The organism is Chimaeribacter sp. YP20170169 (assembly GCF_056739715.1).
In genome coordinates, this window is the sequence record NZ_CP176824.1 from 1643130 (window position 1) to 1669640 (window position 26511).

Below are 26511 nucleotides of genomic sequence, written 5' to 3' on the forward strand. Positions count from 1 at the left end.
TCACACCAAAAGATTACTGGAACAGGGCCAGGTGCTCTTTTGCGTATGCTTCGAAATCAGTGCAACCGCCGATGTGTTTCTGATCCAGGAAGATCTGCGGCACCGTTTCAACCGGCTTGCCGACGGTCTTTTCCAGGTCTGCCTTGGTAATGCCTTCCGCGTGGATGTCCACGTAGCGGAAGTTGAAATCATCACGTTCTTCGGTCAGTTTTTCAGCCAGCTCTTTAGCACGGACACAATACGGACAGCCCGGACGCCCAAAAATCACTGCAAACATGGAAACTCCTTAGTTAACGTGCCTGTAAAGGACTTGAGAATAAACCATCAAAATGTGCCGGGCTGTGCATGCCGAAAATGAAACAGAGTGGCGTTGCACAAAAAATGTTACCTGGCGCATTAACTTTTGTTGTTGCCGCTACTATGCCGGGCGAAAGCCGGAAACAAAAGCAGGAATTACCTGTTACTCTGATTTATCTGGCCTATTGCTGCTTATGCCACCGCCCGGTGGCAAGAGAGGGAGAAAATGCCGTGAAACTCGCCATTTTGTCACGTGATAAGACGCTCTACTCGAGCCGGCGGCTGCGTGAGGCGGCAGAGCAGCGTGGGCATGAAGTGGAGGTCATCGACCCGCTCTCCTGCTATATGGGCATCAACCCGGCGGCCCCAACCATCCACTACCAGGGGCGGCAATTGGCTCCCTTTGAGGCGGTGATCCCACGCATCAGCCCCTCCATCACCTTCTACGGCACCGCGGTGCTGCGCCAGTTTGAGATGCTCGGCAGCTTTTCGCTCAATGAGTCGGTCGCCATCACCCGCGCGCGTGACAAACTGCGCTCACTGCAAATTCTGGCGCGCGCTGGCATCGACCTGCCGGTTACCGGATTTGCCCATTCACCGGACGATACCCATGACTTGATCGCGTTAGTCGGCGGCGCGCCGCTGGTGGTTAAATTGGTGGAGGGCACGCAGGGCATCGGCGTGGTGCTGGCGGAGACCCAGCAGGCGGCGGAGAGCGTGATTGATGCCTTCCGTGGCCTCAACGCCCACATTCTGGTGCAGGAGTATATTCGCGAGGCCAACGGGTGCGATGTGCGCTGTCTGGTGGTTGGCCGCAAGGTGGCGGCGGCAGTGGAGCGCCGGGCGCGCCCCGGTGACTTTCGCTCTAATCTGCACCGGGGCGGCAGCGCGCACCCGGTGGAGATCAGCGAGCAGGAGCGGGCCATCGCCTTGAAGGCCACCGCCGCGCTGGGGCTGGAGGTGGCTGGCGTGGACATCCTGCGCGCCGCCCGTGGCCCGCTGGTGATGGAGGTCAACGCCTCGCCGGGGCTGGAGGGCACTGAGGCCGCCACCGGTCTCGATCTGGCCGGAATGATGATAGACTATATCGACCGGCGTATGCGGCGCGGCCACCGGCTGAAAACCGGCGGTTAAATCTGAAACCCGTCGCTAAGCCGGTGATTGTGCATGGCGTTGCGCGGTAATATTCCGTAAGCTATGCCCCTTTTCCCATCTCCGTAACCCGTGAGGCAGACTAACTATGGATTCACTCGCCATCCCCGACTTGGCGCTGCTGCGCCGCTGGCTGGATCAGCTGGGGATATCATTCTTTGAGTGTGATTCCTGTCAGGCTCTCCATCTGCCGCATATGCAGAATTTTGAAGGCATTTTTGATGCCAAGATTGACCTGGTGGATAACGTGATTTTGTATTCGGCGCTGGCCGAAGTGAAGCCGACCGCGCTGATCCCGCTGTTTGCCGACCTGAGCCAGATCAACGCCAGCTCGCTGTCGGCCAAGGCCTTCATTGATATTCAGGATGACAACCTGCCGAAGCTGATTGTCTGCCAGTCAGTGGGGGTGGCCGCCGGTATCACCCTTGAGCAGTTCGCCAGCTTCATGCAGCAGGGTGAGGAGCAGCTCTCCATGATCATCCTGGAGGCGCGGGCCAATGACCTGCTGTTCTTGGGCGATGAAGAGGACCCCATGCCGCCGCAAGAGAGCGTGCACCTGTTGCACTGATCCCCTTTGCCGCTTCCCGGCGGCAAATCTTCCCTTCCCACCGTTTTTCGCTGTTTTATTCTGTGACTTTGGCCTTATGGCCAGATTTTGCTTGCCACTTTTTGCCCATCTGGTCTATTACGTAGACAATGAGTGCATAAAAAATCGATAAAAGGCGTTTTTTACGCTGGACTATGGTGTGACGCGGCAACTGCGGTTATGCTTCATGTTCTGTGTAGGGCCTGCGATACCCCTGAAAAACCAAGCGGTTAATCCGGTAATGGGCACGCCCGGCGCGTTGCATGGCTATGCAGCGGCCGCGGCAGTCATGGCGCTAAGTCAGGAAAGGTTTTGTATCCTTTTGAGATACAAGTTCAATTCTATGATTCACCCTGTTTTGGAGGTAGTTACGGATGTTCACCCCGCGTAAAAAGTGGTTGTCGGGTGTCGTGGCCGGCCTGTTGATGGCAGCGTCCGTTACGGCGTCAGCGGAAGAGAAAACGCTGCATGTGTATAACTGGTCGGACTATATCGCGCCCGATACCTTAGCCAATTTCCAAAAAGAGACCGGCATCAAGGTGGTGTATGACGTCTTCGACTCCAATGAGGTGCTCGAGGGCAAGCTGATGGCCGGCAGCACCGGCTTTGATCTGGTGGTGCCCTCCGCTAGCTTTCTGGAGCGCCAGCTGGGCGCGGGGGTGTTCCAGCCGCTCGACAAGAGCAAGCTGCCGAACTACAAAAACCTCGACCCGGAGCTGATGAAGCTGGTCGCCAAGCATGACCCGGACAACAAATACGCCATCCCTTACCTGTGGGCCACCACCGGCATTGGCTATAACGTTGACAAGGTGAAGGCCGCCCTGGGCGCAGACGCGCCGGTCAATAGCTGGGATCTGGTACTGAAGCCGGAGAACCTGGCGAAGCTTAAGGGCTGCGGCGTCTCCTTCCTGGATGCGCCGGAGGAGATCTTCGCCACCGTGCTGAACTATCTGGGCAAAGACCCGAACAGCAGCAACGCCTCGGACTACAGCACCGCGGCCACTGACCTGCTGCTCCAGCTGCGCCCGAGCATCCGCTACTTCCACTCGTCGCAATATATCAATGACCTGGCAAATGGCGACATCTGCGTGGCAGTCGGCTGGGCGGGCGACGTGATGCAGGCGGCCAACCGCGCCAAAGAGGCGAAAAATGGCGTCAACATCGCCTACAGCATCCCGAAAGAGGGGGCGCTGGCCTTCTTTGACGTCTTCGCGATGCCAGCGGACGCCAAGAACACCGATGAGGCCTACCAGTTCCTCAACTACCTGATGAAGCCGGATGTGATCGCCAAGATCAGCAACACTGTCTACTACGCCAACGGCAATCAGGCGGCCACCCCGCTGGTGAACGAGGAGGTGCGCAACAACCCCGGCATCTACCCGCCAGCTGACGTGCGCGCCAAGCTGTTCACGCTGAAGGTGCAGGAGCCGAAAATTGACCGTGTGCGCACCCGCGCCTGGACCAAGGTAAAGAGCGGCAAATAAGCCGCCACTGACGCCACGCCCCCATGCGGGGCGGGTTGCCGGCTCCCCTCGGGCCGGCATTGCCTCCAAACCCTGACAAAACAGGCGGTTTCCCCCGCCTGTTACTATTATTGATAGTGTTGCATGGTGTCATGCAGCGTTGACCCGCTTTTGCCGGAGAGCACATTGAGTGAATGACGCGATTCCCCGCCCACAGCCCAAGTCCCAAAAAGTAGTCACTCCACTGCTGGAGATCCGTAACCTGACCAAATCCTTCGACGGCCAACATGCCGTGGATGACGTCAGCCTGACCATCTATAAGGGCGAGATCTTTGCCCTGCTGGGCGCGTCTGGCTGCGGCAAGTCGACCCTGCTGCGGATGCTGGCTGGCTTTGAGTCGCCGAGCCACGGGCAGATCATGCTGGATGGGCAGGATATGTCACACGTGCCGCCCTACAAGCGGCCAATCAACATGATGTTCCAGTCCTACGCGCTCTTCCCGCACATGACGGTGGAGCAGAACATCGCCTTTGGCCTGAAACAGGACAAACTGCCCGCTGCCGAGATCAAGGCGCGGGTGGCGGAGATGCTGTCGCTGGTACACATGGACGAGTATGCCCGCCGCAAGCCGCACCAGCTCTCTGGCGGCCAGCGCCAGCGTGTCGCGTTGGCGCGCAGCCTGGCGAAACGCCCGAAGCTGCTGCTGCTCGATGAGCCAATGGGTGCGCTCGACAAGAAGCTGCGCGACCGGATGCAGCTGGAGGTGGTGGATATCCTGGAGCGCGTCGGCGTCACCTGCGTGATGGTGACCCACGACCAGGAGGAGGCGATGACCATGGCTGGCCGCATTGCCATCATGAACCGTGGCAAGTTCGTGCAGATTGGTGAGCCGGAGGAGATCTACGAGCATCCGAACACCCGTTTCAGCGCCGAGTTCATCGGCTCAGTCAACGTGTTTGAGGGTGTGTTGCAGGAGCGGCGCAACGACGCGCTGGTGATCGCCAGCCCCGGCCTGCGCCATCCGCTGCTGGTGGACGCGGACGCCACGGTGATGGATAACGTGCCGGTCAGCATCGCGCTGCGCCCGGAGAAGATCGCCCTGTGCCACGAGGTGCCAGCCAACGGCTGCAACTTCGCCGTGGGGGAGGTGGTCAACATCGCTTACCTGGGCGACCTCTCCATCTACCACGTGCGGCTCCACAGCGGCCAGATTATCACCGCCCAACTGCAAAACGACCATCGCTACCGCAAAGGTATGCCCACCTGGGGCGATGAGATCAGCCTCTGCTGGGAAGCGGACAGCTGTGTCGTACTGACGGCCTGATCAGGAGGAGCCATGTCCCTGTTATCCGAACAGTCGGCGGCGGCCAGCCCGCAGCCGGGCTGGTTTACCCGCCTGCGCCGCGCCCACGGCCGCAAGCTGGTGATTGCGCTGCCGCTGATCTGGCTGCTGTTGCTGTTTATGCTGCCGTTCTTGATTGTGTTCAAGATCAGTCTGGCCGAGATGGCGCGCGCCATTCCGCCCTACACCGAGCTGACCAGCTGGGCCGACGGCGTGCTCAGCATCGCGCTCAACTTCAGCAACTACCTGTCGCTGACCGAAGATCCGCTCTATTTCGACGCCTACCTCCAGTCGTTGCGCGTTGCGGCGGTCTCGACCCTCTGCTGTCTGGCGATCGGCTACCCGCTGGCTTGGGCGATTGCCCACAGCAAGCCCTCGTCACGCAACATATTGCTGTTGTTGGTGATTTTGCCGTCGTGGACGTCATTCCTGATCCGCGTCTACGCCTGGATGGGGATTTTGAAGAACAACGGCGTGCTGAACAACGTGCTGATGTGGGCTGGCGTCATCGACCAGCCGCTGGTGATCCTGCACACCAACCTGGCAGTCTATATTGGCGTGGTCTACTCCTACCTGCCGTTTATGGTGCTACCGATCTACACCGCGCTGACCCGGCTCGACTACTCGCTGGTGGAAGCGTCGATGGATCTCGGCGCGCGGCCGCTGAAGACCTTCTTCCAGGTGATTGTGCCGCTGACCAAGGGCGGCATCATTGCTGGCTCGATGCTGGTGTTTATCCCGGCGGTGGGTGAGTACGTGATCCCGGAGCTGCTTGGCGGCCCGGACAGCATCATGATTGGCCGCGTGCTGTGGCAGGAGTTCTTCAATAACCGCGACTGGCCGGTGGCCTCGTCGGTGGCGATTGTGATGCTGCTGCTGCTGATTGTGCCGATCCTCTGGTTCCATAAACATCAAAACCGTAGCCTGGAGGCCGAATGAGCAGTTTACCGGTAGTGCGCTCCCCGTGGCGCATCCTGATTCTGGTGCTGGCCTTCACCTTCCTCTATGCGCCGATGCTGATGCTGGTGATCTACTCCTTCAACAGCTCCAAGCTGGTGACGGTGTGGGCCGGCTGGTCGGTGCGCTGGTATGGCCAATTATTCCATGATACGGCGATGATTAACGCCGTGGGCCTCAGCCTGAGCATCGCCGCCTGCGCGGCGACGGCGGCGGTGATCCTCGGCACGCTGGCGGCGGTAGTCATGGTGCGCTTTGGCCGCTTCCGTGGCTCGACTGGCTTCGCCTTTATGCTCACCGCGCCGCTGGTGATGCCGGACGTGATCACCGGCCTGTCGCTGCTGCTGCTGTTCGTGGCGCTGGGCCACGCCATTGGCTGGCCGCAGGAGCGGGGGATGTTCACCATCTTCCTGGCGCACGTCACCTTCTGTACCGCCTACGTCGCGGTGGTGATCGGCTCCCGCCTGCGCGAGCTGGATCGCTCCATTGAGGAGGCGGCGATGGATCTGGGCGCCGCGCCGCTGAAGGTATTCTTTGTCATCACCGTGCCAATGATCGCCCCGGCGATTGTCTCCGGCTGGCTGCTGGCCTTCACCCTGTCGCTGGACGATCTGGTGATCGCCAGCTTTGTCTCCGGGCCGGGTGCCACTACGCTGCCGATGCTGGTCTTCTCCAGCGTGCGCCTTGGCGTCAACCCAGAGATCAACGCGCTGGCGTCACTGATCCTGCTGGTGGTGGGGATTATCGGCCTGTTCGCCTGGTGGTTCATGGCGCGGGCAGAAAAGCAACGGGTGCGCGATTTGCAGCGGGCCGCACGTAGCTGATTTATCCTAAAGCTGTTACGCTTTTATTGCCGACGCCGCCGACCTGGCGGCGTCTTTTTTCACAGTGATGTGACAGGCAGGAGGCAGTTAACAGTCATGAGCCGGCTGGCATTCATTCCCGTTCCCGTTATGGTAGGTGCAACCGCGATCATCGCCACCCGGTTGCTGGGCTTTCTGCTGCTGTTTGATGAGCTGGGGCTGGCCGGCGTCGGGGATTTCGTCCGCGCCAGCACTGAGAACTGGATCAACACCCTGTTGCTGCTGTGCAGCCTGCTGATCATCCTGCTGGAGGCGCACTGCGCCTACGCGGTGATGCGGGCGCGCAACTGGGGGCGCTGGCTCTACCTCGGCTGCCAGCTGGTGGTGGTGCTCTATATGGTGCTGGCCTCTTGCGAGTGGTTCGGGCCGAAAATCTTCCGCATTGAGAACGCCGACCCGGTGGCGGCGGCCAACCAACTGATGATGCAGAAGCTGCCCGACGCGCTGGTGCTGCTGCTGCTTTTCCTCCCTCCCTCCAGCCGCCGTTTCTTCACCCGCCGCCGCTGACACCGGCTGGCAATGGCCGGGCGCATACAGTACAATTTGCGCCCCTTATTTTGCCGTACCCCGCAGCCAACCAGGTATTTTATGCATTGCGCACAGTATGACGCCGGCACCTGCCGCTCCTGCCAGTGGCTGGAACGCCCTTACGCCCAACAGCTGGATGATAAACAGCAGCACCTGCAACACCTGCTGGCCGATCGGCCGGTAGGACAGTGGCTGCCGCCGGTCGCCGGGCCGCAGCAGGCCTTCCGCAACAAAGCCAAGATGGTGGTGAGCGGCAGTGTCGAGCGGCCGCTGCTCGGGATGCTGCACCGTGACGGCACCCCGGTTGACCTCAGCGACTGCCCGCTCTACCCAGACTCTTTCGCGCCGGTGTTTGCCGTGCTGAAGCACTTTATCGCCCGCGCTGGCCTCACGCCCTATAACGTGGCGCGCAAGCGTGGCGAGCTGAAGTTTATCCTGCTCACCGAGAGCACGCTGGATGGCGGCCTGATGCTGCGCTTTGTGCTGCGCTCGGAGACCAAGCTGACGCAACTGCGCGCCGCGCTGCCGTGGCTGCAACAGCAACTGCCGCAGTTGCGGGTGATCTCCGTTAACCTCCAGCCGGTACATATGGCCATTCTGGAGGGAGAGACGGAGATTATGCTGACGCCGCAGGAGGCGCTGGCAGAGCAGTTCAATCAGGTGCCACTCTACCTACGGCCGCGCAGCTTCTTCCAGACCAACCCGCAGGTGGCGGCGGCGCTCTACGCCACCGCGCGCCGCTGGGTAGCCGACCTGCCGGTAAAGGGGATGTGGGATCTGTTTTGCGGCGTCGGCGGCTTTGGGCTGCACTGCGCCACGCCGGAGATGGCGCTGACCGGGATTGAGATCAGCGCCGAGGCGATCGCCTGCGCACGCCGTTCGGCACAGGAGTTGGGGCTGCCACAGGTCGACTTTCAGGCGCTCGACTCCACCCGCTTTGCCACCGGCGAAGCGCAGACGCCGGATCTGGTGCTGGTCAACCCACCGCGCCGCGGCATCGGTGCCGAGCTGTGTGACTACCTCAGCCGCATGGCACCGCCAGCCATCCTCTACTCCAGCTGCAACGCCGAGAGCATGGCGCGCGATCTGGCACGCCTGCCTGACTACCGCTGCGAAAAAGTGCAGCTGTTCGACATGTTCCCCCACACTGCCCACTACGAAGTGCTGGTGCTGCTGGTGCGCCAACCCGCCTCCTGAACCCCGGCCCCTCGGGGCCAAAAATCTGCTTTTCTGCTAAAAGCAGCGCCCCCGGAAATGGCAAACCCTATCTATCTATGGCTCAAGGAAAAAGGGCCATGGACGCTTGTTCGGGTACATGTTTCAGGGGAGACCTTTGGCCGCAATAATTTCCGCATACACGGGTAGAGTGGGGAAAGTGCCCGGCTCTGAAGGTTGTATCAGGCCATTGATGGCAAGATTGCGCAGGGCGCCCGTGAGTTGGTGCCTTAGGGATCGGATGCTGCCCATGACCCTGGATGACACGCGTCAGGCGACAGTGGCGTATTACCATCAGGCAACCCGCTCCCTGGCACAGGCCGGGGCGGAGTGCCTTGATGAACACAGCAATGGCAGAAATTAATGAGGAAAAACGCGGCATCATGCACTGGGGCCACAAAACCTGGCCCTAAGCCCGCCGTTAGCCCACCATGCCGCCGATGATCACCGCCAGCCGGTCGAACATCTCGCCGAACAGGCGCTCGCAGAAGGGGGCCATCAGCGGCATCATCATCCCCAGCGCCAGCATCCCCAGCGTCATGGTCAGCGGGAAGCCCACCACAAACACCGACAGCTGTGGCGTCACGCGGTTGAGCAGGCCGAGCGCCATGTTCAGCGTCAGCAGCAGGGCGATGATCGGCAGCGCCAGCATCATGCCGCTGCTAAAAATAAGCCCGCCAGCCTGCGCCAGCGCCATAAAGCCGTTGCCCTGCATCGGCGCGTCACGCATCGGCAGGGTGTGGAAACTGTCGGCCAGCAGTGAAATCAGCCACAGGTGGCCGTCAAAGTTCAGGAACAGCAGCACCGCCAGCAGGTTCATCAGGCGCGCCAGCACCGGGGTGTTGGGGCCGCCGGAGGGATCGAAGAAGGTGGCGAACGAGATCCCCATCTGCAATCCCACCAGCTCGCCAGCCATCCGCACCGCGGCGAAGGCCAGTTGCATGGTCAGGCCGAGCGCCGTGCCAACCAGGATTTGTTGGATGCCCAGCCAGAGCGCGCCGGCAGTGAAAATCGGTATCTCCGCTGGCGGCAAACCGGGGGCGATCAGCACGGTGATCAGCAGCCCTAGCCCGAGCCGGGCACGTTTGGGGATCTGCTTCTCGCCAAACAGCGGGGCGCTGCTCAACAGCGCCAGAATGCGCAGCAGCGGCCAGAAGTAGAGGCCCAGCCAGTGGGCCAGCTGGGTGGTATCGAAGACCAGCATCAGCCAATCAGCGTCGGCAGGCTACTGAACAGGGTACGCATATAGTCCAGCAGCAGGTTGAGCATCCAGGGGCCAGCGATCACCAGCGTAGCCACCACCGCCAGAATTTTCGGGATGAAGGAGAGGGTCATCTCGTTGATCTGGGTGGCGGCCTGCAACAGGCTCACCACCAGACCGGTCACCAGCGATACCAGCAGCAGCGGGGCGGCCAGCAGCAGCGCGACCTTCATCGCCTCACTGCCCATCGCCATAATCGATTCAGGGGTCATGCCGCCTCCGTCAGGATACGAAACTCTGGGCCAGCGATCCCAGCAGCAGTTGCCAGCCATCCACCAGCACGAACAGCATTAGCTTGAAGGGCAGGGAGATGGTGGCGGGCGGCACCATCATCATCCCCAGCGCCATCAGTACGCTGGCGACCACCAGATCGATAATCAGGAACGGGATGAACATCGTAAAGCCAATCTGGAAGGCGGTCTTCAACTCGCTGGTGACGTAGGCTGGCAGCAGGATGCGCATCGGCACCGCCTCCGGCCCCGCCAGCGGCGGCAGGTTGGCGAGCCGCGCATAGAGCGCCAGATCGGCCTCGCGCGTCTGGCGCAGCATAAAGGCGCGCAGCGGCTGTGCGCCGCGATCCATCGCCTGCTCCAGGCTGATCTTATCCTGGCTGAAGGGCTGGTAGGCATCGGTGTAGATCTTGTCGAACACCGGTGACATCACGAAAAAGGTCAAAAACAGCGCCAGCCCCAGCATCACCTGATTCGGTGGTGCGGAGGGGGTGCCGAGGGCGTTGCGCAGCAGGCCAAGCACGATGATGATGCGGGTAAAGCCGGTCATCATCAGCAGCGCGGCTGGCAGCAGCGTCAGGCTGGTGATAAACACCAGCGTCTGCACTGGCAGTGACCAGCTCTGGCCGCCGTTGGCCAGCGGCTGGCTGACCAGCCCCGGCAACTGGGCGAAAGCCGCAGGCGCGGCGAGCAGCAGCAGGGCCGGCAGCCAGCGCAGGGAGAGGCGCAGGGCGCGCGGGAAACGGGTGTCAGTCATGCCGAGTGTCCGGGCGGTGAAGCACAGTGTTCAAAAGCTGGCGGAAGGGGGCCGGGGCGGGCGCGGCGTCCTCCGCCGGGGGCGGGGCGCTCAGGGTGTGCAGCGTGGTGATCTGCTGCGCGGTCACGCCGAGCACCAGCCAGGTGTTCTCCACCTCGACCACCACCACCCGCTCGCGCTGCCCGACCGGGCAACTGGCGGCCACCTTCAGCAGCGCGCTGTTGCGGCGCTGTGGCGCGAAGCCGAGGCGCTTGACCAGCCAGCCGCCCAGCAGGATCAGCAGCAGGATGCCACCGAGCGCAAACCCCACCTGACCAATCGACGAGGCGGGAGTCAGGGCGGGCGCTGCCGGAACCACGGCCGCTGCCTGTGGGGCGGCGGCCGGTGCGGCGTAGGGGGAGGTCGGGTGGCTCATCAGCGGCTCAGGCGGCGCATGCGCTCAGAGGGGGTGATGATGTCGGTGATGCGCACGCCGAACTTGTCGGCCACTACCACCACCTCGCCCTGGGCAATCAGGTAGCCGTTGATCAGGATATCCAGCGGCTCCCCGGCCAGGCCATCCAGCGCCACCACGGAGCCTTGCGACAGGCGCAGCAGCTCCTTGATGGTCATCTTGGTGCGGCCCAACTCCACGGTCAGCTTGACCGGGATATCGAGGATCATGTCGATATCTTGCAGGTTGCCCAGCACATCACTCGGCTCGAGGGAGTTGAACACCCCCTCGGTGGTGACGGTCGGGGTCGGTTCGGCGGCGGCCTGCTGCTGTTCGTTGAACGCATCAGCCCACAAATCGTCCACGGATGCGGTTGCGTCAGACGGCTGGTTGGCGTCACTCATTGGGCTGTTCCTCATTCAGCGAATTCAAAATAGGGTTTATCAGGTGTTCCACGCGCAGCGCGTACTGGCCTTTCAGGGTGCCGAACTGGCTGGTGAGCACCGGCACGCCGTCCACATGGGCAATCAGGCGGTCTGGTTTCTCAATCGGCAGGACGTCACCGGGTTGCAGTTTCAAAATCTGGGAGAGCCGCAGCGGGATCTCGGCAAAGTTCGCCACCAGCTCCAGCTCAGAGTGCTGCACCTGATTCACCAGCGTCTCGCGCCAGTGGTTGTCCTCACGGCTGGAGTTCTCTAGCGGCGGGTTGGTCAGCAATTCACGCAGCGGCTCAATCATGGCGAACGGGATACAGATGTTGAAATCCCCGCTCAGCGCGCCAATCTCGACGTGGAACGGCGTGGTGACCACGATGTCATTCGGCGAGGTGGTGATGTTGGTGAACTTCACCTGCATCTCGGCGCGCACATACTCCACGTCAATCTTGAAGATGGCGCTCCAGGCGTCACCGTAGGCTTCCAGCGCCAGCCGCAGCATCCGCTTGATCACCCGCTGCTCGGTATGGGTGAACTCGCGCCCCTCCACCTTGGTGGGGAAGCGGCCATCGCCGCCGAACAGGTTGTCAACGGCAATGAACACCAGACTCGGCTCAAACACGAACAGCGCAGTGCCGCGCAGTGGTTTCAGGTGCACCAGATTCAGGTTGGTCGGCACCGGCAGGTTGCGGGCAAATTCATGGTAGGGCTGGATCTTGATCCCGCCGACCGTGATGTCCGGGCTGCGGCGCAGCAGGTTGAACAGCCCCATGCGGAAGTGGCGCGCGAAGCGTTCGTTGATGATCTCCAGCGCTTGCAGGCGCTCACGCACCACGCGACGCTGGGTGGTTGGGTCATAGGGGCGGACGTCGCTCTCGTTGCCGGTGACGGCAGCAGGCTCATCGCTGCTGCTGCTGTCACCGTTCAGGAGGGCGTCGATCTCGGCCTGTGAAAGGATGCTATCGCCCATCGCCGGTCACCGTAAAATAAAGGCGGTGAACAGCACGTCCGTCACCTTCTGGTCCGGCTGGCCAGGCACCAGCGTCGGGCGCAGCGTCTCTTTAATCTGGGCGATCAGCTGGCGCTTGCCCTCTTCACTGGCGAGCTGGTCTGGCGTCTGGCGCGAGAGCAGCATCAGCAGGCGGCTGCGCACTTCCGGCAGGTAGCTGCTGAACTGGGTGCGGGTCGCCTCATCCGGCACGCGCAGCGTCAGGCCGATATAGAGCACGCGATCCGGGTCATTGTTCGGGGTTTGCAGGTTGACGGTAAAGGTATCCAGCGGCATAAACACCGGCGCGGCCGGCGGCTGGGGTTTGTTCACCTCGCCCTGGGCAGGTTGCTTGTGCAGCATCCACCAGCTGTAGCCCGCAGCCGCACAGGCAGCAAGGGCGACCACGATGACGATGATCATCCAGGGAAAGCGTTTACCTTTACCTTTGGCGGTGATGGCTTGTTCAGACATGGATAGGTCAATTCCTGTGACGTTTGGGTCCGGCGCGCAGGCGGGCCGGACAGGATATGGCGATGATTATCGCGTTTCTCGCCCCGGACAATAGGCTGAATAGGGAGGTAAAACCGGCTTACCTCGTCCGTTTGTGGCAAGCCGGCAGGCGCGCGTCAGGCGAAAATATCCACCCCGTTGCGGTTGTCGAGACGGGCCGCCAGCGAGGCCGGCACCGCCAGCGGTTCGGCGGAGGGGCTGGCGTGCGCCACGTGTCGCGCTGGCTGGCACCGCCGCCCGGGCTGCCCTGCTGCTGCGCCTGTTGCCAGCCGCTGGCGTCACTGCCGACGCTGCTCTGGCCGAGGTTGATGCCGCTCTCCGCCAGCGCGGTGCGCAGGTGCGGCATGGCCGCTTCCACCGCCGCCCGTACCTGCTGGTGTGCGGAGGCGAAGTGCAGCTGCGCCTGATCGTTGTCAATCCGCAGGCTGATCTGCAACGCGCCCAGATCTTCCGGGTGCAGCCGCAGTTCCGCGCTCTGGTGGCCCTGACGGCTGAACAGCAACACCTGCTGGCCAAGCGCCTGCTGCCACTCCGGGCTGGCCAGCTGGCCGCCAAGGGCGGCACTGGCGGCGGCCGCCGGTGGCGCGCTGCTGCTGGCGGCCAGCGGTGTGGCGGTGGCGGGGGCGGCCAGTGCTGTGGGGTCTGGCATGGCCGGGGCAGCCACGTCATTTCCGCTCTGGGCGTCAGTGGCGTCTGGCGTGGCGGGGGAGGCGAGTGCCAGCGCCGCGCTCTCCAGACTCTGCGACGCCGCCGGGGCGGCCGCTGGCAGGGTGGTGTCAGTTGGCGTGGCCGACAGGTGGCTACGATCGCTGCTCACCGAGAGCGGGGCGCGATCGGCGCGGGCGGTGGGCAGCGCCACGGTGAGGGCATCAGTGGCCGGGGTGGCTTTCGCCGTGGCGCTCTCCGGCGTGCTGATCACCGGCTGCGGCAGGCCGAGCATGGCAAACAGCGACGCAATCGCCTGCTGGTCGTCTTGCGTGGCCTCCTGCTTGTCACTGCGCGCGCCCTCACGCGGCACGTCGCGGCTGGCGGTGGTGGTGGCTGGCGTCAGCTTGCCAAGGGCGGCGGCCAGCTGGCTGACCACATCGACCTCCTCACCCTTCACCGGCACGGTCTGGCGGTCGGCGGCGGGCACGGCGGCACTCTGGAGGCCGGTGGGCAGGGCGCTGGCCTCTGTCGCCAGTGCCGCTGTTTCGGCGGCCGTGGCGTCCAGCAGCAGCGGGGCAGTCTCGGTGGCGGGGGCGTCGCCGGGTCGGCCACGCTCAACGCAGCCAAGGTGTCGGCGGCGGCCGGGCGGCCAAGCCGCGCATCCAGCTGGTCGGCAAAATCGGTGGCACCCTCTTGGGCCGAACCGCCAGCGGCGTCCGGCAGGGCAGTGGCGTCCATGGCGGGGGCCAGGGTCAACACATTAAGGTTCATGTCTCTCGTTTCCTGTGTGCGCTTCGTTGGGCAAATTCATCCATGCGTTTTTGGTCCAGCCGCCCCTCCTGCATCCGCTGCTGGGTGAGCGCGCGGTCAGCGAGGGTCTGGAAAGCGTTCAGCCGCTGCTGCTTCTCCTGCCAGTGGCGCAACGCCTGCTCCAGCCGTTGGCTCCACAGCGTCAGCTGCTGGCGGTGCTGCTCAATCGCCTTGTCCAGCGTCTGGATGAACTGCTGGTAGTTCTGCCAACTCAGGGCGTCAATGCCGCCGCCGAGGGTGTGGTTCAGCTTCTGGCGATACTCATCCTGGTAACCGAGCAGCATGGTGAGCTGCTGTTCGGCGCTCTGGTGCGACTGGCGCACTTGGCCGAGCTGCGCCGCCGCCTGATCCAGCGCCTTTTGGGCCAGATTGCACAGGGTGCCCAGCGGGGAGGGGCTATTCATCGTGACCTCACGCAGGTAAAGGGGTTGCCGGTCAGCCCGGCAACAGGGTGGTCAGCTGCTCACAGGCGGCGGTGAAGTCGCTCTGCTCATGGATGCCCTGCTGGAGCAGCGCCTCCATCTGCGGGTAGAGGCGGATCGCCAGATCGAGCATGGGATCGCTGCCCGGCGCATAGGCACCGACGCTGATCAGATCGCGGTTGCGCTGGTAGCTGGCCAGCAGCTGCTTGAACTGGCGCACCCGGCGGTAGTGGGTCTCATCGATCAGCGAGGTCATGGCGCGGCTGATGGAGGCTTCGATATCGATGGCCGGGTAGTGGCCCGCCTCCGCCAATCGGCGTGACAGCACCACGTGCCCATCCAGAATGGCGCGCGCCGAGTCGGCGATCGGGTCTTGCTGGTCATCGCCCTCGGTCAGCACTGTGTAGAAGGCGGTGATCGAGCCGCCGCCGCTGATGCCGTTGCCAGCGCGCTCCACCAGTGCTGGCAGCTTGGCGAACACCGACGGCGGGTAGCCTTTGGTGGCCGGCGGCTCGCCGATTGCCAGCGCAATCTCGCGCTGCGCCATCGCGTAGCGGGTCAGGGAGTCCATGATCAGCAGCACATGCTGGCCGCGATCACGGAAATCCTCGGCGATGCGCGTGGCGTAGGCCGCCCCCTGCATCCGCAGCAGCGGCGAGACGTCAGCGGGCGCGGCGATCACCACCGAGCGGGCGCGCCCCTCTTCACCGAGGATATTTTCGATGAAGTCCTTCACCTCGCGGCCGCGCTCGCCAATCAGCCCGACCACAATCACGTCCGCCTGGGTGTAGCGCGCCATCATGCCGAGCAGCACGCTCTTGCCGACGCCGGAGCCAGCGAACAGCCCCATGCGCTGGCCGCGGCCAACGGTCAGCAGCGAGTTGATGGCGCGCACGCCGGTGTCCAGCACCTGCTCAATCGGCGTGCGCTGCAACGGGTTGAACGGGGCGGAGGTCAGCGGCGCGCGGGTGGCGGTCTCCGGCGGCGGCAGGCCATCCAGCGGGCGGGCGCCGCCATCCAGCACCCGGCCAAGCAGCTGGGGGCCGAGCGGCAGCTGCTTGCCAGTGCTCTGGCCATCGGCGGCGGGGCGCGCATAGACGCGCGCGCCGGGCAGGATGCCCTCCACCTCCTCCAGCGGCATCAAAAACAGGCGTGAACCCTGGAAGCCGACCACCTCGCTCTCCACCTCCTGCACCTGTTGGTTGGCATCGCGCCGCTCAATCAGGCAGGTGGCCCCGAGCGGCAGTTGCAGGCCGGTCGCCTCCAGCACCAGCCCAGTGGCGCGCACCAGCCGGCCATAGCGGCGCAGCGGTGGGGTACGGGCGATGCGCTGCTCGGCCCCCTCCAGCGCGTTCAGCAAGCGGCCCAGACGCGCGGTCATAACGCCCCCGGTGCGGCCAGACGGCACAGCTCTTGCCAGCGGGTCGCCAGCGAGGCGTCCAGATCGCCATCCTCCGCCGAGACTTTGCAGCCGCCGCGGTGGATCTGTGCGTCCGCCACCAGCCGCCAGCCGTGCTGGCTGAGGGTGGCACCAAGCTGCTGCTCAACGCGCTCGACATCCTGCGGGTTGACCCGCAGTTGCGGCTTGCCGCTGAACATCGGCTCCTGTTGAATCAGCTGCTGGATCTGCTCGAGCAGCACCGCGCCGTCGCACTGCGGCGTGTGGCCGATAATCTGCCGGGCAGCGGTCAGTGCCAGCTGCATCAGGCGCGAGGCGATCACGCTGTCCAGCGCGTCAAGGGTCTGCTGGAACTCTGACACCAGCCCCTGCCACTGCGCGGTAATGGGCTGCTGCTGGCGCTGCGCCGCCTCCAACCCCTGTTGCTGCCCGGCCTGATAACCGGCCTGGAAACCGGCGTCATAGCCCTGCTGCTTGCCCTGCTGGAAGCCGAGCTGGTGCCCCTCCTGCTGGGCCTGCTGGCGCTGGGCGGCCAATTCGGCCAGCCGCAGCTGCTCGTCGTGGCCCTCGTTGGGCACCTCGTAGGCCGCCGGCACGCTCGCCACCGGGCGCGCCGGGGCAGGGGAGAGATCGTTGAGTTGCCACGGCTGCCACGGCAGCCGGTTGAGTGCATCAGACATAGGTATCCTCGCCACCGCCAATCATCATTTCGCCGGTCTCCGCCAGACGGCGGACAATCAGCAGGATCGCCTTCTGCTCGGCCTCGACCTGCGACATGCGCATCGGGCCACGGTTGGCCAGATCGTCGCGCAGGATGTCGGCCGCACGCTGGGACATGTTGTTGAGGAACTTGTCGCGCAGCGGCTGCTCCGCGCCCTTCAGCGCCACCAGCAGGGACTCGTTGTCCACCTCCTGCAACAGGCGCTGGATGCTGCGGTCGTCGACCTCGACCAGATTCTCGAACAGGAACATCTCGTCGATGATCTTCTGTGCCAGCTCGCCGTCGTAGTCGCGCAGCGCGTCCATGACCGCCTCTTCTTGCTGGGTCTTCATCAGGTTGATGATCTCGGCTGCGGTGCGCACCCCGCCCATCTTGCTGCGCTTGAGGTTCTGGCCATCCAGCAGGTTGTTCAGCACCTCGGTCAGCTCTGCCAGCGCCGCTGGCTGCACGCCGCCAAAGGTGGCGATACGCATCATCACGTCGTTGCGCAGGCGATCGTCGAACTGCGCCAGAATGTCGGCCGCCTGGCCACGCTTCAGGTGCACCATGATGGTGGCGATGATCTGCGGATGCTCGTCGCGGATCAGGTCGGCCGCCATCAGTGGCTCCATATAGTTGAGCGTCTCCATGCCGGTGGTGGTCTCACGCGTCTCAAGGATATCCTCGAGCAGGCTGGAGGCGCGCTCCTCGCCCAGTGCCTTGACCAGCACCGAACGCAGGTAGTCATTGGTGTTGATGCTCAGGGCGGCGTACTGCTCGGCGTTCACCTCGAACTCCGCCAGCACTTCCGCCAGCTGCTTGGTGGAGATGTGGTGCATGTTGGCCATCGCGGCGCTCAGTTGCTGCACCTCGCGCGAGGAGAGGTGCTTGAACACCTCCGCCGCGCGGTCTTCGCCCAGCGTCATCAGCAGGATGGCGCTCTTTTCGGTTCCGGTCATACTCATAGCTCGGTACTCATCCATTGGCGGATCACCAGGGCGACCACGCGCGGTTCTTTATCGGCCAGCTCCTGCATACGCTGGGTCTGCACTTCCACCGTAACGCGCTGCTGTGAGCGCTTGCGCTGGGCCAGCTCCTCCATGCTTGGTTTGGCCGTGGCATCGGCAGCCGGCGCGGCCGGGGCAGCGGCGGCGGCTTGGGCAGCCTGCTGGGCCTGCTGCTGTTTGCGCAGTTGCGGACGTACCAGCTTGCGCCACAGGATCCAGGCCACAATCAGGATCAGCAGGTAGCGACCGGCGTTGATCAGCTGGTCGAAGAACGACTGCTGTTGCCAGAACGGCAGCTCTGCCGGGCCGGTCGGCGCGTCATTGAACGGCGTGTTGACCACGTTCAGGCTGTCGCCGCGCTCGGCGGAGTAGCCCATCGCCTCACGCACCAGATCGTTGATCTGCTTGATCTGCGCCTCGCTCAGCGCCTTGGGCTTGCCATCCGCACCTGCGGCGTAGTTGACCACCACCGCCACGGAGAGGCGCTGCACGCCGCCCGCGCTTTCGGTGGTGTGGCGGATGGTGCGATCCAGCTCGTAGTTGGTGGTCTCATCCCGGCGGCTGCTCTCCGGCCCGCTGCTGCGGGCGGTGGTGGCGGTACGGGCCGCGTTGCCCTTGGCATCTTTGTCATTTTTCGCCGTGCTGTTCTCCAGCGGCGCGGTGGGGGCCGGCGTCGGCTGGTTGGAGAGCGCGCCCGGCACGCCGCCTACGCTAGAGCCACCAATCTGCTGGTTGGTGCTCAGCTGGCGGGAGCGCACGGAGGCCTTCTCGCCGTCGCCGTTGGGCTGGTACTGCTCGTCAGTTTGCTCACGCGCGGCGAAATCGATCTGGGCGGTGACCTGGGCGCGCACGTTGCTGGCCCCGACCATCGGTGTCAGGATGCTCTCGATCCGGCGCTGGAAGCGGCTCTCCACCTCGGTGGTGTATTTGAGCTGGGTGGCGTTGAGGAGGCGGTCGCTGCCGCCGGTCTGGGTTAGCAGGTTGCCATTCTGGTCAACGACCGTGACGCCGCTCGGCGCCATGCCGGAGACGCTGCTGGCGACCATATAGACGATGGCGTTGATCTGACCCTCATCCAGCGCGCGCCCGGCGTGCAACGCCAAGGTGACGGAGGCGGAGGGGGATTTCTGCTCGCGCACGAACAGCGACGGTTTGGGCATCGCGAGGTGGACGCGGGCGCTCTGCACCGGCCCCAGCGTCTCAATGGTGCGCGCCAGTTCGCCCTCCAGGCCGCGCTGGTAGTTGATCTGCTCGCTGAACTGGCTGATGCCGAACTTCTCCTGATCGAGTAGCTCAAAGCCCACCGCGCCGCCCTTCGGCAGGCCGGCTTGCGCGAGGCGCAGACGGGTCTCGTAAACTTTGTCCGCCGGGATCAGCAGCGCGCCACCGTTGTCGGCGAAGCGGTAGGGCACATTCATCTGCGTAAGTTGGGTGACGATGGCGCCGCCATCCTTGTCGCTCAGGTTGCTGAACAGCACCCGGTAGTCAGGGGTGCGCGCCCAGAGCATCATGGCGACAACAATGGCGATTGCCGCGGCCGCGGCGACCAGCAGCGGGACCTTGGGGTTGGCGCGCAGGCGATTTAACAGCGCGGTCATGCCGTTTTCACGGTTCTCGCTGGTAGCGGCACTCATGCGGTGACTCCACTATGCGGCAAACGGATGTGAGTGATGGTGTTGAATTGCAAAACGGACTCCCTGGCGGTTTGCGTTGACGCGTCTAAAGGCACGAGCTTCAGGAATAGGAACTTTCCCATTTTTAAAGGTGAGCCATTATTTGCCGCACCCCCCGATTTTGATGGCTGAAAAAGCCGTGTTTTTTGCGGCTAATTAGGCGCTTTAGGGCAAAAAGCCTGTGGTAGGGTGTCAGCCATCAAAAAGCGTGATGACCGCCGGGCCAGCCGGCTTGGGCGGGGGAATAGAGGAAAAGCATGTCAATTCAAGGCATTGAGGGCGTTTTACAGCAACTGCGCGCCACCGCCATTCAGGCCACCGGCGGCGCACCGGCGCAGGCCAACCCGCAGGCCAGCTTCGCCGGCGAGCTAAAAGCCGCGCTCGGCAAGATCAGCGACATCCAGACCAGCGCCCGCACCCAAGCGGAGCAGTTCGAGTTGGGCGTCCCCGGCATCGGCCTGAACGACGTGATGGTGGAGATGCAAAAATCCTCCGTCGCCCTGCAAATGGGCGTTCAGGTACGCAATAAACTGGTCGCGGCGTATCAGGATGTGATGAATATGCAGGTGTAGCAAACGGTGCTGATGGTTTTCTACCAGCAACGTCTATCCAGAGATCAGGGCAAAGGATTGCTCGATGGCCCACGGCGTATGGGCTACTGAGAACAGAAACAAGCGCGAGTAAAAAATAGAGCCGCCATCAATTGTGTTGGTGACCTCGATAAACAGTTTGTCATCACCGATGCTCCCCACATGAGTAAAGAGATAATTGATCCTCTTACTGGTGTATTTTCCCGGCCCTATGTTGGTCATCGGGGTCGGGGATTTTCCAGATAACTCACCAGCTCTTCGCCAATCTGCATCGCCTTTTTCAGGATGCGGTAGTTCTCCTCCAGCGCCTGTGGGCTGAAGTGCTTTTCCGCGTTGTAGGCGTCAGGTTTGAAATCGGTGATCACTGCCTGAAGTAGCTGGTGGAAGGTGACGAGGCGCGTCGCCAGTGCGGGATCGATATCGCCCACCTTGGTCAGGTTGGCCTCATAGAAGCGGGCGTAGTTGTCCGGCACCACCATCTCCAGCTTGACGTTGAGCGCATCGGCCGCAACGCCGCGGTGTGCCACCCGCTGGCCCAGCTCCTCCAGATAGCCCCGCTCGCGGATGATGGTCACCAGCGCCTGCACTTCGGCCAGAAAGCCAGCCTGATAGGCTTTTTTCTCGCGTGCGGAGCGCGCCAGCTCAATCCGGCTGCTGCTGAGATAGGTGACCGCGCCGCCCAGTATCACGCCCAAAATGCCCGCGCCAGCGGTGATCAACTGGCTAAGTAAACCCTCTTCCATACACACTCCCTTGCCACACGGGCAACCCGGTTTCTGGTCGCAAGTATATGCCATCTGCGGGAAGCTGCACGGAAGGGGGCGGCGATAAAAAACCGCCTCGCTGGGCGGCTGGGTATCAGACGAGGGCGGAGAGGAATTTGCCAGTGATATGGATGGTCAGATCCTGCTTGTCCTGAACATGCCCCTCCATCTCAAATCCCTCTTCGCTCTCCTCGACCTTCAGGTCAACATCAAAGTCGCCGGTGATTTCAAACACCGAAATCACCTGGTCATTGTGCTGCTTGACCCGCAAGGTGGTCTTGCCATCCTCAATCATCCCCTGATAGATATAGCCGTTGTCGCCACCATTTAGCGCCCCGTCGCGGATCGAGATCACACCGCCGCCAGTATCTTGCTGATTGCTATCAAAATGCACTGCATAGAGTCCGTCTTTCATCATAACCTCTCAGTCAGTGGGCAGCCTGCACACCCAGGGTGAATAAAAAACATCCAGACTGACAACTATAGACCCCATGCGTTTTTATCAGTAAAAATCGTGGTGGGAAGGGAAAAACGATTTTTTGCCGCTTCAGGCTGGGTGGCCTTGTCTCTTACCGTAATAGCTAGATAATCAAAGGCATGCATAGAGAACGCGCCCATCTCCACTCTGAATACATGTTGTGGCGGCTCTGCGAAGGCGGGGCCGCTCCTGATCATGTAAGGAGTTCAGCGATGAATAAGACCCAACGAGCCGTGCGTCGGCACCATCAACAACGTCTGAAAACCAAACGCAGTCGCTATAGCAATGCCGGTTTTGCGTGCGATGCGGTAACGCCCGTGAGCGCTGGCATCGCCTACGTCACCCCTTGCGGATGCTCCTGCTGGATGTGTGGTAACCAACGCCACCACCATGGGCCAAATATGCAGGAGCGCCGGGCAAAAATGCGTTTCCACGGCGGTGAGTGAAATCCTATTGCTAAACAAGGCCACCTCCGGGTGGCCTTTTCATGCCAAAACCCACTCCACGGTTTGTGATCCTGCCCTTGCCGGACTATCTTCACATTGCCACGGGGAGGTTATGGGTGCCCCACATCGCGACCACTGATGCAGGGGGAACGTTGGCCACGCCCTATCTACTTATCCCTATCGCCGGCCTGTGCGCCCTGTGCCTGAGCGCGCCCGCCACGGCAGAGGCGTTGTCGCGCTACTCGATCCACACTGGGTCGTTTGTGTTTCATCTCTATGATCCTACCGGGCACTACACCCAATATTTCCAGAACGATCTGTTCGCGGTGGAGCGGCGCTTCGGCGCGGAGTCGGACTACGGGCTGTATGCAGGCACGCTGATCAACAGCCGGGGCAACCGCTGCGCGATGCTGGGCATGGAGAAGGTGTGGCAGCGGCGTGGCAACTGGACGCTGGAGGGCATCTACGTCTATACCGGGGAGTTCTTTTTCGACGCCTTCTCGCACTGCGGCGATGCGGGCGTCTATCGCGATCACAAGAAGGTGACGGGCATCGGCTATGCGCCCTATATCTACCACGGCGTCAACTACCATCTGACGCCCTACCTCGGGCTGCGGGCGGGGATTATCCTGCCAGCCATCGCGGCCCTGAGTGTGCAGCTCACCTTTTGAATCACTCAGTAATCCTTAGTGGGCGGAGATTCAGAGCACGCTGAAGTGCCGCCATACTCTGGCAGCCCGCGGCACGCATTATCGTCGAAAAAGCAGCGGGTTAACGCGGCTCTCCCAACCGGGCGCGGGGCGGGCCTGCGGGGCCGGTTAGCAATTAAATTGATAATGTTTCTTGGTTGACTTTGCAATTGTGGGATTCGCCTCCCATGCTTGATCGGGCGCAGCATCCAACCACTCAACCAGAGGAGCATGGTATGTTTCATCATTCGTCGAAACTTCAGTACCCAGTCCGAGTAGATAAGCCCGATCCAGAATTTGCCATGCTGTTGCAGCAGGCCATCGGTGGGGTAGAGGGTGAAATCCGCGTAGCCATGCAGTACTTCTTCCAGGCGATGGGGACCCGCGGTGATGCCCGCATCAAAGATCTGTTGATTTCGACAGCCACCGAAGAGCTGGCCCACATTGAGATGCTGGGCCACGCTGTCGCCCTCAATCTTGAGGGCGCGCCGCTCTCCTATCAGGAAGCCTCCGCCAAAGATCCGGTGGTCAACGCCATCATGGGTGGCATGAACCCGCGCCACATCCTCTCTTCTGGCCTGGCGGCCATGCCGGTCAATGCCAATGGCGTGCCCTTTGATATGAGCCATATCTACGCGTCTGGCAACGTGGCGGCAGACATGCTGGCCAACGTCACCGCCGAGGCAACGGGCCGTGTGCTGGCGACCCGCCTGTACAATATGACCGAAGACAAGGGCATGAAAGATTTCCTCTCCTTCCTGATCGCCCGTGACACCATGCACCAACAGCAGTGGCTGGCGGTGATCGAGGAGATGGGCGGCCTGAATGCGTCCCTGCCGATCCCCAACAGCGCGCCGCAGGAGCACGAGGCCACTGAGCACTCCTACTACTGCCTGAACACCTCGCTGGACAAACCGCTGCCGCAAGGCCGCTGGAGCAGTGGCCCCGCTTACGATGGCCGTGGTCAGTTCACCGCCAAAGAGCAGCCGGATATCCTCGGCCAGGAGCCAGATCTGGGCAAAGCCCGCCCCGGCTCAGGTGCACAGCTGGAGCAGATTGACGGCCAGGTGCCACCGACCACCTCCGGCACCTGATACCTCGCGATACCTCCCCACAGGCTGCGCCCAGGCGCAGCCTTTTTTATGCCGTTCAATTCCTGTCGGCCACGCTGGCTTCTGCTATCTTTTTAATAACAAAGGAGGAAACGCCATGTCATTAGAGATCAAAAAAAGCGAGCAGCAGCAGGGGAGTTACCAGTATGAGGTGGTATGCCACGAGGCAGGCTACCACTTTACCCTGACCGGCAAAGGGGAGACAGCCACCGAGGCCGATGCGGAGTTGCAGCGCACCATTCTTGAGATGAAACAACGGTTGGACGAGGTGATGCAGATGAGCAAAGCTTCAGCGTAGAGGCAACAGCCGGGACGGGTGTCCCGGCAGGGGGGTTAGCCGCGGGCAAACATCGCTTCACGCGAGTTGAGCATCAGACTCTCTAGCGCATGACGGTAAATATCCAGCTTGATGACATCCGTTTCGCTCTCTAGCTTGTCAATCAGGTTGGCCATGATGGCCTTATTGCTGACCACCTCGTTGCTTTGCAGCAACTCTGTCACAATTGCCTTGATCACTTCTGACTCAGTGGCGGGCAGGGCGTCACCGCCGTTGAAATAGGAAGCGATTTCTCGTTCGGCAGAGATGGTGTGCTTATTCATTGTTTTCCTCGTCGATCTTCTCCACCTGTACGCCATAAAGGGGCAGCACAAAAAGTGGGCGGGTGGCAAAAAAAACCTCTGAAGGTGAAAACCTGTTCACCTTCAGAGGAGAAGTACAGCATTCATTACAGGGCGATTCATACTCGCCATTAAACTTATACAAAGAATTGGATTTTGTATAATTTTGAGGTTAGCTTTTTGTGCGGTAATGCCGACGCGGTAACGTTAGCCACGCAATGATGGCGACCGGAAGCATTAAAAAGGATGGCAGGCGCGACGCCTGCCCTGAAGCAGAGAGGGGGCGATTACGACTGGAGGCGGGGTTTATCGATTAGGGCGTAGAGGCAACTGCGCAGCTTAACCAGATCGTCTGGGTTGCTGACATTGTCGGCTGCCGCATCCAGCGCCATATTGACCTGACGCGAGATGTTGGCCTTGGTTTGCGCATCCAGCGAGTTCATCAACGCCGTAACCGCAATCTGTAAGGCCTCAACCTGAATCAGCGTCTCTTTGGAGGCAACATCATTTTCCGCTAATTTCACCAACAGTTCTGCAATGAGGGCTTTCATACCATAAGTCACCAAGTTGGGATCTGTAGAAAAGCTATAGTAAAGCGCTGGTTACTTATTTCGGTAGCAAAATTTTAACTAAATGATGCGATTGCGATCACACTTAACACAAATAGGCGGAACTCTCCTCCCAAGGGCGAAACGTGCGGTTCACTTGCCGCCGGGGCAATATGCACTATGATTAAAACGTTCTTAACAAAAAGGAGTGAGTAATGAAAAAAATCGTTATAGCTTCAACGGTTATGCTCTCTGCTTTGCTGGCCGGCTGCTCGAGCAATTACGCCATTCACACCCTGGATGGCCGCACCATTATCAGTGAGGGCAAGCCCAAAACTGACGATGCCACCGGCATGATCAGTTACACCGATGCCTGGGGCAACAAGCAGCAGATCAACCAGAACACCATTAAAGAGATGCAGGAAATTAATGATTGAGCCTGCATGAAATGCTACCCCGCCGCGGCGGGGTTTTTTATGGGCGCTATAAAATGGCGCGGATATAGGGCACGGTGCGCAGGGCGCGCACCAGGGCGTAGGTCAACAGGAACCACACCACGGAGAAGACCAGCCCGCCGAAGGGCCAGTCCAGGGCTGCACCCAGGTTGGTCCAACGCATCAGCAGCAATAAAAAGACCACATGCATCAGGTAGATGCCGAAAGAGCACTCGGCCACTGAAAGAATGCGCCGCCGCCAGAGTTCACTAAGGGTCAGCCGGACATTCAGTAGCAGATAAAACAGCGCCGCGGAGGCGATGACCACGGGGGGATAGTAGTAGGTGTAATAGGTCTCACGCGGCTGGTGGGCGGCCAGTGAGATATGGCGTGTACCCGTGAAGATGAGCAGCGTCATCAGGCCAAACAGCGCCAGTGCCAGCCAGCCACGGCGGCGGGTAAAGGCCAGATCTTTTATCAACAGCGGCAGGAACAGGTAGATCACCAGCGGATGGAAGTTACCCAATAACATGCTGCCGACAAAGCCTGTGCGGTACTGCAACGTCTCGCTCAGGAAAGGCATGGTACAGGAGAAGACAAAGATGATGGCCGCATAGGCCAGGAACAGGCTGCGGCTGCTGCGATAGTAAAGCAGCCCCACCAAGGGCATCAGGACATAGAGGCCAATCAGCGCATAGAGGAACCAGAGGTGGAATGCGGCATTTTGGTTCAGCAGCGTGCCAATCAGCCACTGGCGACTAAAAATATTCTGTCCGTTGATTAGGCCATAGATCATTGACCATGCCACCAGTGGCAACAGGATGCGGGGCAGTCGGCGGCGCAAGAACGACCCCATCGACATCTCCTCCTTGATGAGCAAGAAGGCCGAGATCATAAAGAAGAAGGGCACACAGAAGCGCGTCAGCGAATAACTTATATTACTGATATTCCAGGTAAAGCTATCAAGGGGCGTAGAATAAAACGTGGTAATTGAGGCGTGGATTACGATTACAGCGTAGATGGCGATGGCGCGCATCATCTCGAGATTGAAATTTTTTTCCATACGTCCCTGCACGGCAGCCATGTAGTTCAAGTTAACAATATAATTACCTTGAGATTACATTTTTATCAATTTATTTACATAGCAGGCGTGG

General features: G+C 61.6%; 34 protein-coding genes. 14 read left to right on the top strand and 20 right to left on the bottom strand.

Features of this window, described 5'->3' with window-relative positions:
- Positions 1 to 13 precede the first annotated feature (13 nt).
- A complete protein-coding gene (locus ACK3SD_RS07275; RefSeq protein WP_101826325.1) occupies positions 14 to 277 on the bottom strand; it encodes a GrxA family glutaredoxin in 264 nt (87 codons plus the stop codon).
- A gap of 251 nt (positions 278 to 528) precedes the next feature.
- Here ACK3SD_RS07275 and rimK point away from each other — a divergent pair, with 251 nt between their 5' ends.
- The 8 genes from rimK (at position 529) to rlmC (ending at position 8385) form a co-directional block, all read left to right on the top strand.
- Positions 529 to 1431, top strand: a complete 903-nt coding sequence (gene rimK / locus ACK3SD_RS07280; RefSeq protein WP_481127285.1) for a 30S ribosomal protein S6--L-glutamate ligase — start codon at positions 529 to 531, stop codon at positions 1429 to 1431.
- 106 nt (positions 1432 to 1537) lie between these two features.
- A complete protein-coding gene (locus ACK3SD_RS07285) occupies positions 1538 to 2017 on the top strand; it encodes a YbjN domain-containing protein (RefSeq protein ID WP_481127286.1) in 480 nt (159 codons plus the stop codon).
- 392 nt (positions 2018 to 2409) lie between these two features.
- On the top strand, positions 2410 to 3519 hold the full coding sequence (gene potF / locus ACK3SD_RS07290; protein WP_137762920.1) for a spermidine/putrescine ABC transporter substrate-binding protein PotF: 1110 nt from the start codon (positions 2410 to 2412) through the stop codon (positions 3517 to 3519).
- Between the two features lie 169 nt (positions 3520 to 3688).
- Positions 3689 to 4822, top strand: coding sequence for a putrescine ABC transporter ATP-binding subunit PotG (gene potG, locus ACK3SD_RS07295; RefSeq protein WP_137762921.1), 1134 nt, complete (start codon positions 3689 to 3691; stop codon positions 4820 to 4822).
- A 12-nt stretch (positions 4823 to 4834) separates the two neighbouring features.
- Entirely contained in the window at positions 4835 to 5779 is a 945-nt protein-coding gene (gene potH, locus ACK3SD_RS07300) for a putrescine ABC transporter permease PotH (RefSeq protein ID WP_481127287.1), read from the top strand.
- Positions 5776 to 6621, top strand: coding sequence for a putrescine ABC transporter permease PotI (gene potI, locus ACK3SD_RS07305; protein ID WP_481127288.1), 846 nt, complete (start codon positions 5776 to 5778; stop codon positions 6619 to 6621). The genes potH and potI overlap by 4 nt, the downstream gene beginning before the upstream one ends.
- Positions 6622 to 6750: 129 nt before the next feature.
- Positions 6751 to 7167 carry a YbjO family protein gene (locus ACK3SD_RS07310; RefSeq protein WP_481127289.1) on the top strand — a complete coding sequence of 139 codons (417 nt, stop codon included), beginning with the start codon at positions 6751 to 6753 and terminating at the stop codon, positions 7165 to 7167.
- Between the two features lie 81 nt (positions 7168 to 7248).
- A complete protein-coding gene (gene rlmC / locus ACK3SD_RS07315; protein ID WP_481127290.1) occupies positions 7249 to 8385 on the top strand; it encodes a 23S rRNA (uracil(747)-C(5))-methyltransferase RlmC in 1137 nt (378 codons plus the stop codon).
- A 439-nt stretch (positions 8386 to 8824) separates the two neighbouring features.
- Here the strand turns inward: rlmC and fliR are convergent, their stop codons facing one another.
- From fliR to fliF, 14 genes are all read right to left on the bottom strand, one after another.
- Positions 8825 to 9607, bottom strand: coding sequence for a flagellar biosynthetic protein FliR (fliR, locus tag ACK3SD_RS07320; RefSeq protein WP_481127291.1), 783 nt, complete (start codon positions 9605 to 9607; stop codon positions 8825 to 8827).
- Positions 9607 to 9876, bottom strand: a complete 270-nt coding sequence (gene fliQ / locus ACK3SD_RS07325) for a flagellar biosynthesis protein FliQ (protein WP_481127292.1) — start codon at positions 9874 to 9876, stop codon at positions 9607 to 9609. Before fliQ ends, fliR begins: the two co-directional genes overlap by 1 nt.
- A 10-nt stretch (positions 9877 to 9886) precedes the next feature.
- Positions 9887 to 10651 carry a flagellar type III secretion system pore protein FliP gene (gene fliP, locus ACK3SD_RS07330; RefSeq protein ID WP_481127293.1) on the bottom strand — a complete coding sequence of 255 codons (765 nt, stop codon included), beginning with the start codon at positions 10649 to 10651 and terminating at the stop codon, positions 9887 to 9889.
- Positions 10644 to 11066, bottom strand: a complete 423-nt coding sequence (fliO, locus tag ACK3SD_RS07335) for a flagellar biosynthetic protein FliO (protein ID WP_481127294.1) — start codon at positions 11064 to 11066, stop codon at positions 10644 to 10646. The genes fliP and fliO overlap by 8 nt, the downstream gene beginning before the upstream one ends.
- Entirely contained in the window at positions 11066 to 11488 is a 423-nt protein-coding gene (fliN, locus tag ACK3SD_RS07340) for a flagellar motor switch protein FliN (RefSeq protein ID WP_137762932.1), read from the bottom strand. The genes fliO and fliN overlap by 1 nt, the downstream gene beginning before the upstream one ends.
- On the bottom strand, positions 11481 to 12488 hold the full coding sequence (gene fliM, locus ACK3SD_RS07345) for a flagellar motor switch protein FliM (RefSeq protein WP_137762933.1): 1008 nt from the start codon (positions 12486 to 12488) through the stop codon (positions 11481 to 11483). The genes fliN and fliM overlap by 8 nt, the downstream gene beginning before the upstream one ends.
- A 6-nt stretch (positions 12489 to 12494) precedes the next feature.
- The gene (gene fliL, locus ACK3SD_RS07350) at positions 12495 to 12980 is read right to left on the bottom strand and encodes a flagellar basal body-associated protein FliL (protein WP_481127295.1); all 486 of its coding nucleotides are present in this window, start codon (positions 12978 to 12980) and stop codon (positions 12495 to 12497) included.
- A gap of 118 nt (positions 12981 to 13098) precedes the next feature.
- The gene (locus tag ACK3SD_RS07355; RefSeq protein ID WP_481127296.1) at positions 13099 to 14154 is read right to left on the bottom strand and encodes a flagellar hook-length control protein FliK; all 1056 of its coding nucleotides are present in this window, start codon (positions 14152 to 14154) and stop codon (positions 13099 to 13101) included.
- Positions 14121 to 14438, bottom strand: a complete 318-nt coding sequence (locus ACK3SD_RS07360; protein WP_481127297.1) for a hypothetical protein — start codon at positions 14436 to 14438, stop codon at positions 14121 to 14123. Before ACK3SD_RS07360 ends, ACK3SD_RS07355 begins: the two co-directional genes overlap by 34 nt.
- Positions 14435 to 14881: a flagellar export protein FliJ gene (gene fliJ, locus ACK3SD_RS07365; protein WP_137762935.1), complete on the bottom strand. Its 447-nt coding sequence runs from the start codon at positions 14879 to 14881 to the stop codon at positions 14435 to 14437. The genes ACK3SD_RS07360 and fliJ overlap by 4 nt, the downstream gene beginning before the upstream one ends.
- 31 nt (positions 14882 to 14912) lie before the next feature.
- The gene (fliI, locus tag ACK3SD_RS07370; RefSeq protein ID WP_137762936.1) at positions 14913 to 16280 is read right to left on the bottom strand and encodes a flagellar protein export ATPase FliI; all 1368 of its coding nucleotides are present in this window, start codon (positions 16278 to 16280) and stop codon (positions 14913 to 14915) included.
- On the bottom strand, positions 16277 to 16978 hold the full coding sequence (fliH, locus tag ACK3SD_RS07375) for a flagellar assembly protein FliH (RefSeq protein WP_481127298.1): 702 nt from the start codon (positions 16976 to 16978) through the stop codon (positions 16277 to 16279). Before fliH ends, fliI begins: the two co-directional genes overlap by 4 nt.
- Positions 16971 to 17963 (bottom strand): flagellar motor switch protein FliG, encoded by a 993-nt coding sequence (gene fliG / locus ACK3SD_RS07380; RefSeq protein WP_481127299.1) that lies wholly within the window; start codon positions 17961 to 17963, stop codon positions 16971 to 16973. Before fliG ends, fliH begins: the two co-directional genes overlap by 8 nt.
- On the bottom strand, positions 17960 to 19639 hold the full coding sequence (gene fliF / locus ACK3SD_RS07385) for a flagellar basal-body MS-ring/collar protein FliF (protein ID WP_481127300.1): 1680 nt from the start codon (positions 19637 to 19639) through the stop codon (positions 17960 to 17962). The genes fliG and fliF overlap by 4 nt, the downstream gene beginning before the upstream one ends.
- A 296-nt stretch (positions 19640 to 19935) precedes the next feature.
- Here fliF and fliE point away from each other — a divergent pair, with 296 nt between their 5' ends.
- Positions 19936 to 20250: a flagellar hook-basal body complex protein FliE gene (gene fliE, locus ACK3SD_RS07390; protein WP_137762940.1), complete on the top strand. Its 315-nt coding sequence runs from the start codon at positions 19936 to 19938 to the stop codon at positions 20248 to 20250.
- Positions 20251 to 20486: 236 nt separating this feature from the next.
- Here the strand turns inward: fliE and ACK3SD_RS07395 are convergent, their stop codons facing one another.
- On the bottom strand, positions 20487 to 21011 hold the full coding sequence (locus tag ACK3SD_RS07395; protein WP_481127301.1) for a hypothetical protein: 525 nt from the start codon (positions 21009 to 21011) through the stop codon (positions 20487 to 20489).
- 115 nt (positions 21012 to 21126) lie between these two features.
- Complete coding sequence (locus ACK3SD_RS07400; RefSeq protein ID WP_481127302.1) at positions 21127 to 21450, bottom strand: GrlR family regulatory protein; 324 nt, start codon at positions 21448 to 21450, stop codon at positions 21127 to 21129.
- 272 nt (positions 21451 to 21722) lie between these two features.
- Between ACK3SD_RS07400 and ACK3SD_RS07405 the strand changes: the two genes are divergently transcribed.
- The 4 genes from ACK3SD_RS07405 to ACK3SD_RS07420 all read left to right on the top strand — a co-directional run bounded on the left by ACK3SD_RS07405 (position 21723) and on the right by ACK3SD_RS07420 (position 24055).
- Positions 21723 to 21956, top strand: coding sequence for a hypothetical protein (locus ACK3SD_RS07405; RefSeq protein WP_481127303.1), 234 nt, complete (start codon positions 21723 to 21725; stop codon positions 21954 to 21956).
- A gap of 173 nt (positions 21957 to 22129) precedes the next feature.
- Positions 22130 to 22627, top strand: a complete 498-nt coding sequence (locus ACK3SD_RS07410; protein ID WP_481127512.1) for a hypothetical protein — start codon at positions 22130 to 22132, stop codon at positions 22625 to 22627.
- A 254-nt stretch (positions 22628 to 22881) separates the two neighbouring features.
- Positions 22882 to 23739 (top strand): manganese catalase family protein, encoded by an 858-nt coding sequence (locus ACK3SD_RS07415; RefSeq protein ID WP_481127304.1) that lies wholly within the window; start codon positions 22882 to 22884, stop codon positions 23737 to 23739.
- 115 nt (positions 23740 to 23854) lie between these two features.
- Entirely contained in the window at positions 23855 to 24055 is a 201-nt protein-coding gene (locus ACK3SD_RS07420) for a hypothetical protein (RefSeq protein WP_481127305.1), read from the top strand.
- 35 nt (positions 24056 to 24090) lie between these two features.
- Here ACK3SD_RS07420 and ACK3SD_RS07425 read toward each other — a convergent pair whose 3' ends face one another.
- Positions 24091 to 24357 (bottom strand): biofilm development regulator YmgB/AriR family protein, encoded by a 267-nt coding sequence (locus ACK3SD_RS07425; protein ID WP_481127306.1) that lies wholly within the window; start codon positions 24355 to 24357, stop codon positions 24091 to 24093.
- A 305-nt stretch (positions 24358 to 24662) separates the two neighbouring features.
- Positions 24663 to 24926: a sigma-S stabilization anti-adapter protein IraP gene (locus ACK3SD_RS07430; RefSeq protein WP_137762949.1), complete on the bottom strand. Its 264-nt coding sequence runs from the start codon at positions 24924 to 24926 to the stop codon at positions 24663 to 24665.
- 212 nt (positions 24927 to 25138) lie between these two features.
- On the opposite strand from ACK3SD_RS07430, the gene ACK3SD_RS07435 reads away from it, so the two are divergent.
- Positions 25139 to 25360: a YgdI/YgdR family lipoprotein gene (locus ACK3SD_RS07435; protein WP_481127307.1), complete on the top strand. Its 222-nt coding sequence runs from the start codon at positions 25139 to 25141 to the stop codon at positions 25358 to 25360.
- Positions 25361 to 25406: 46 nt separating this feature from the next.
- Here the strand turns inward: ACK3SD_RS07435 and ACK3SD_RS07440 are convergent, their stop codons facing one another.
- A complete protein-coding gene (locus ACK3SD_RS07440; protein ID WP_481127308.1) occupies positions 25407 to 26420 on the bottom strand; it encodes an acyltransferase in 1014 nt (337 codons plus the stop codon).
- Positions 26421 to 26511 lie beyond the last annotated feature (91 nt).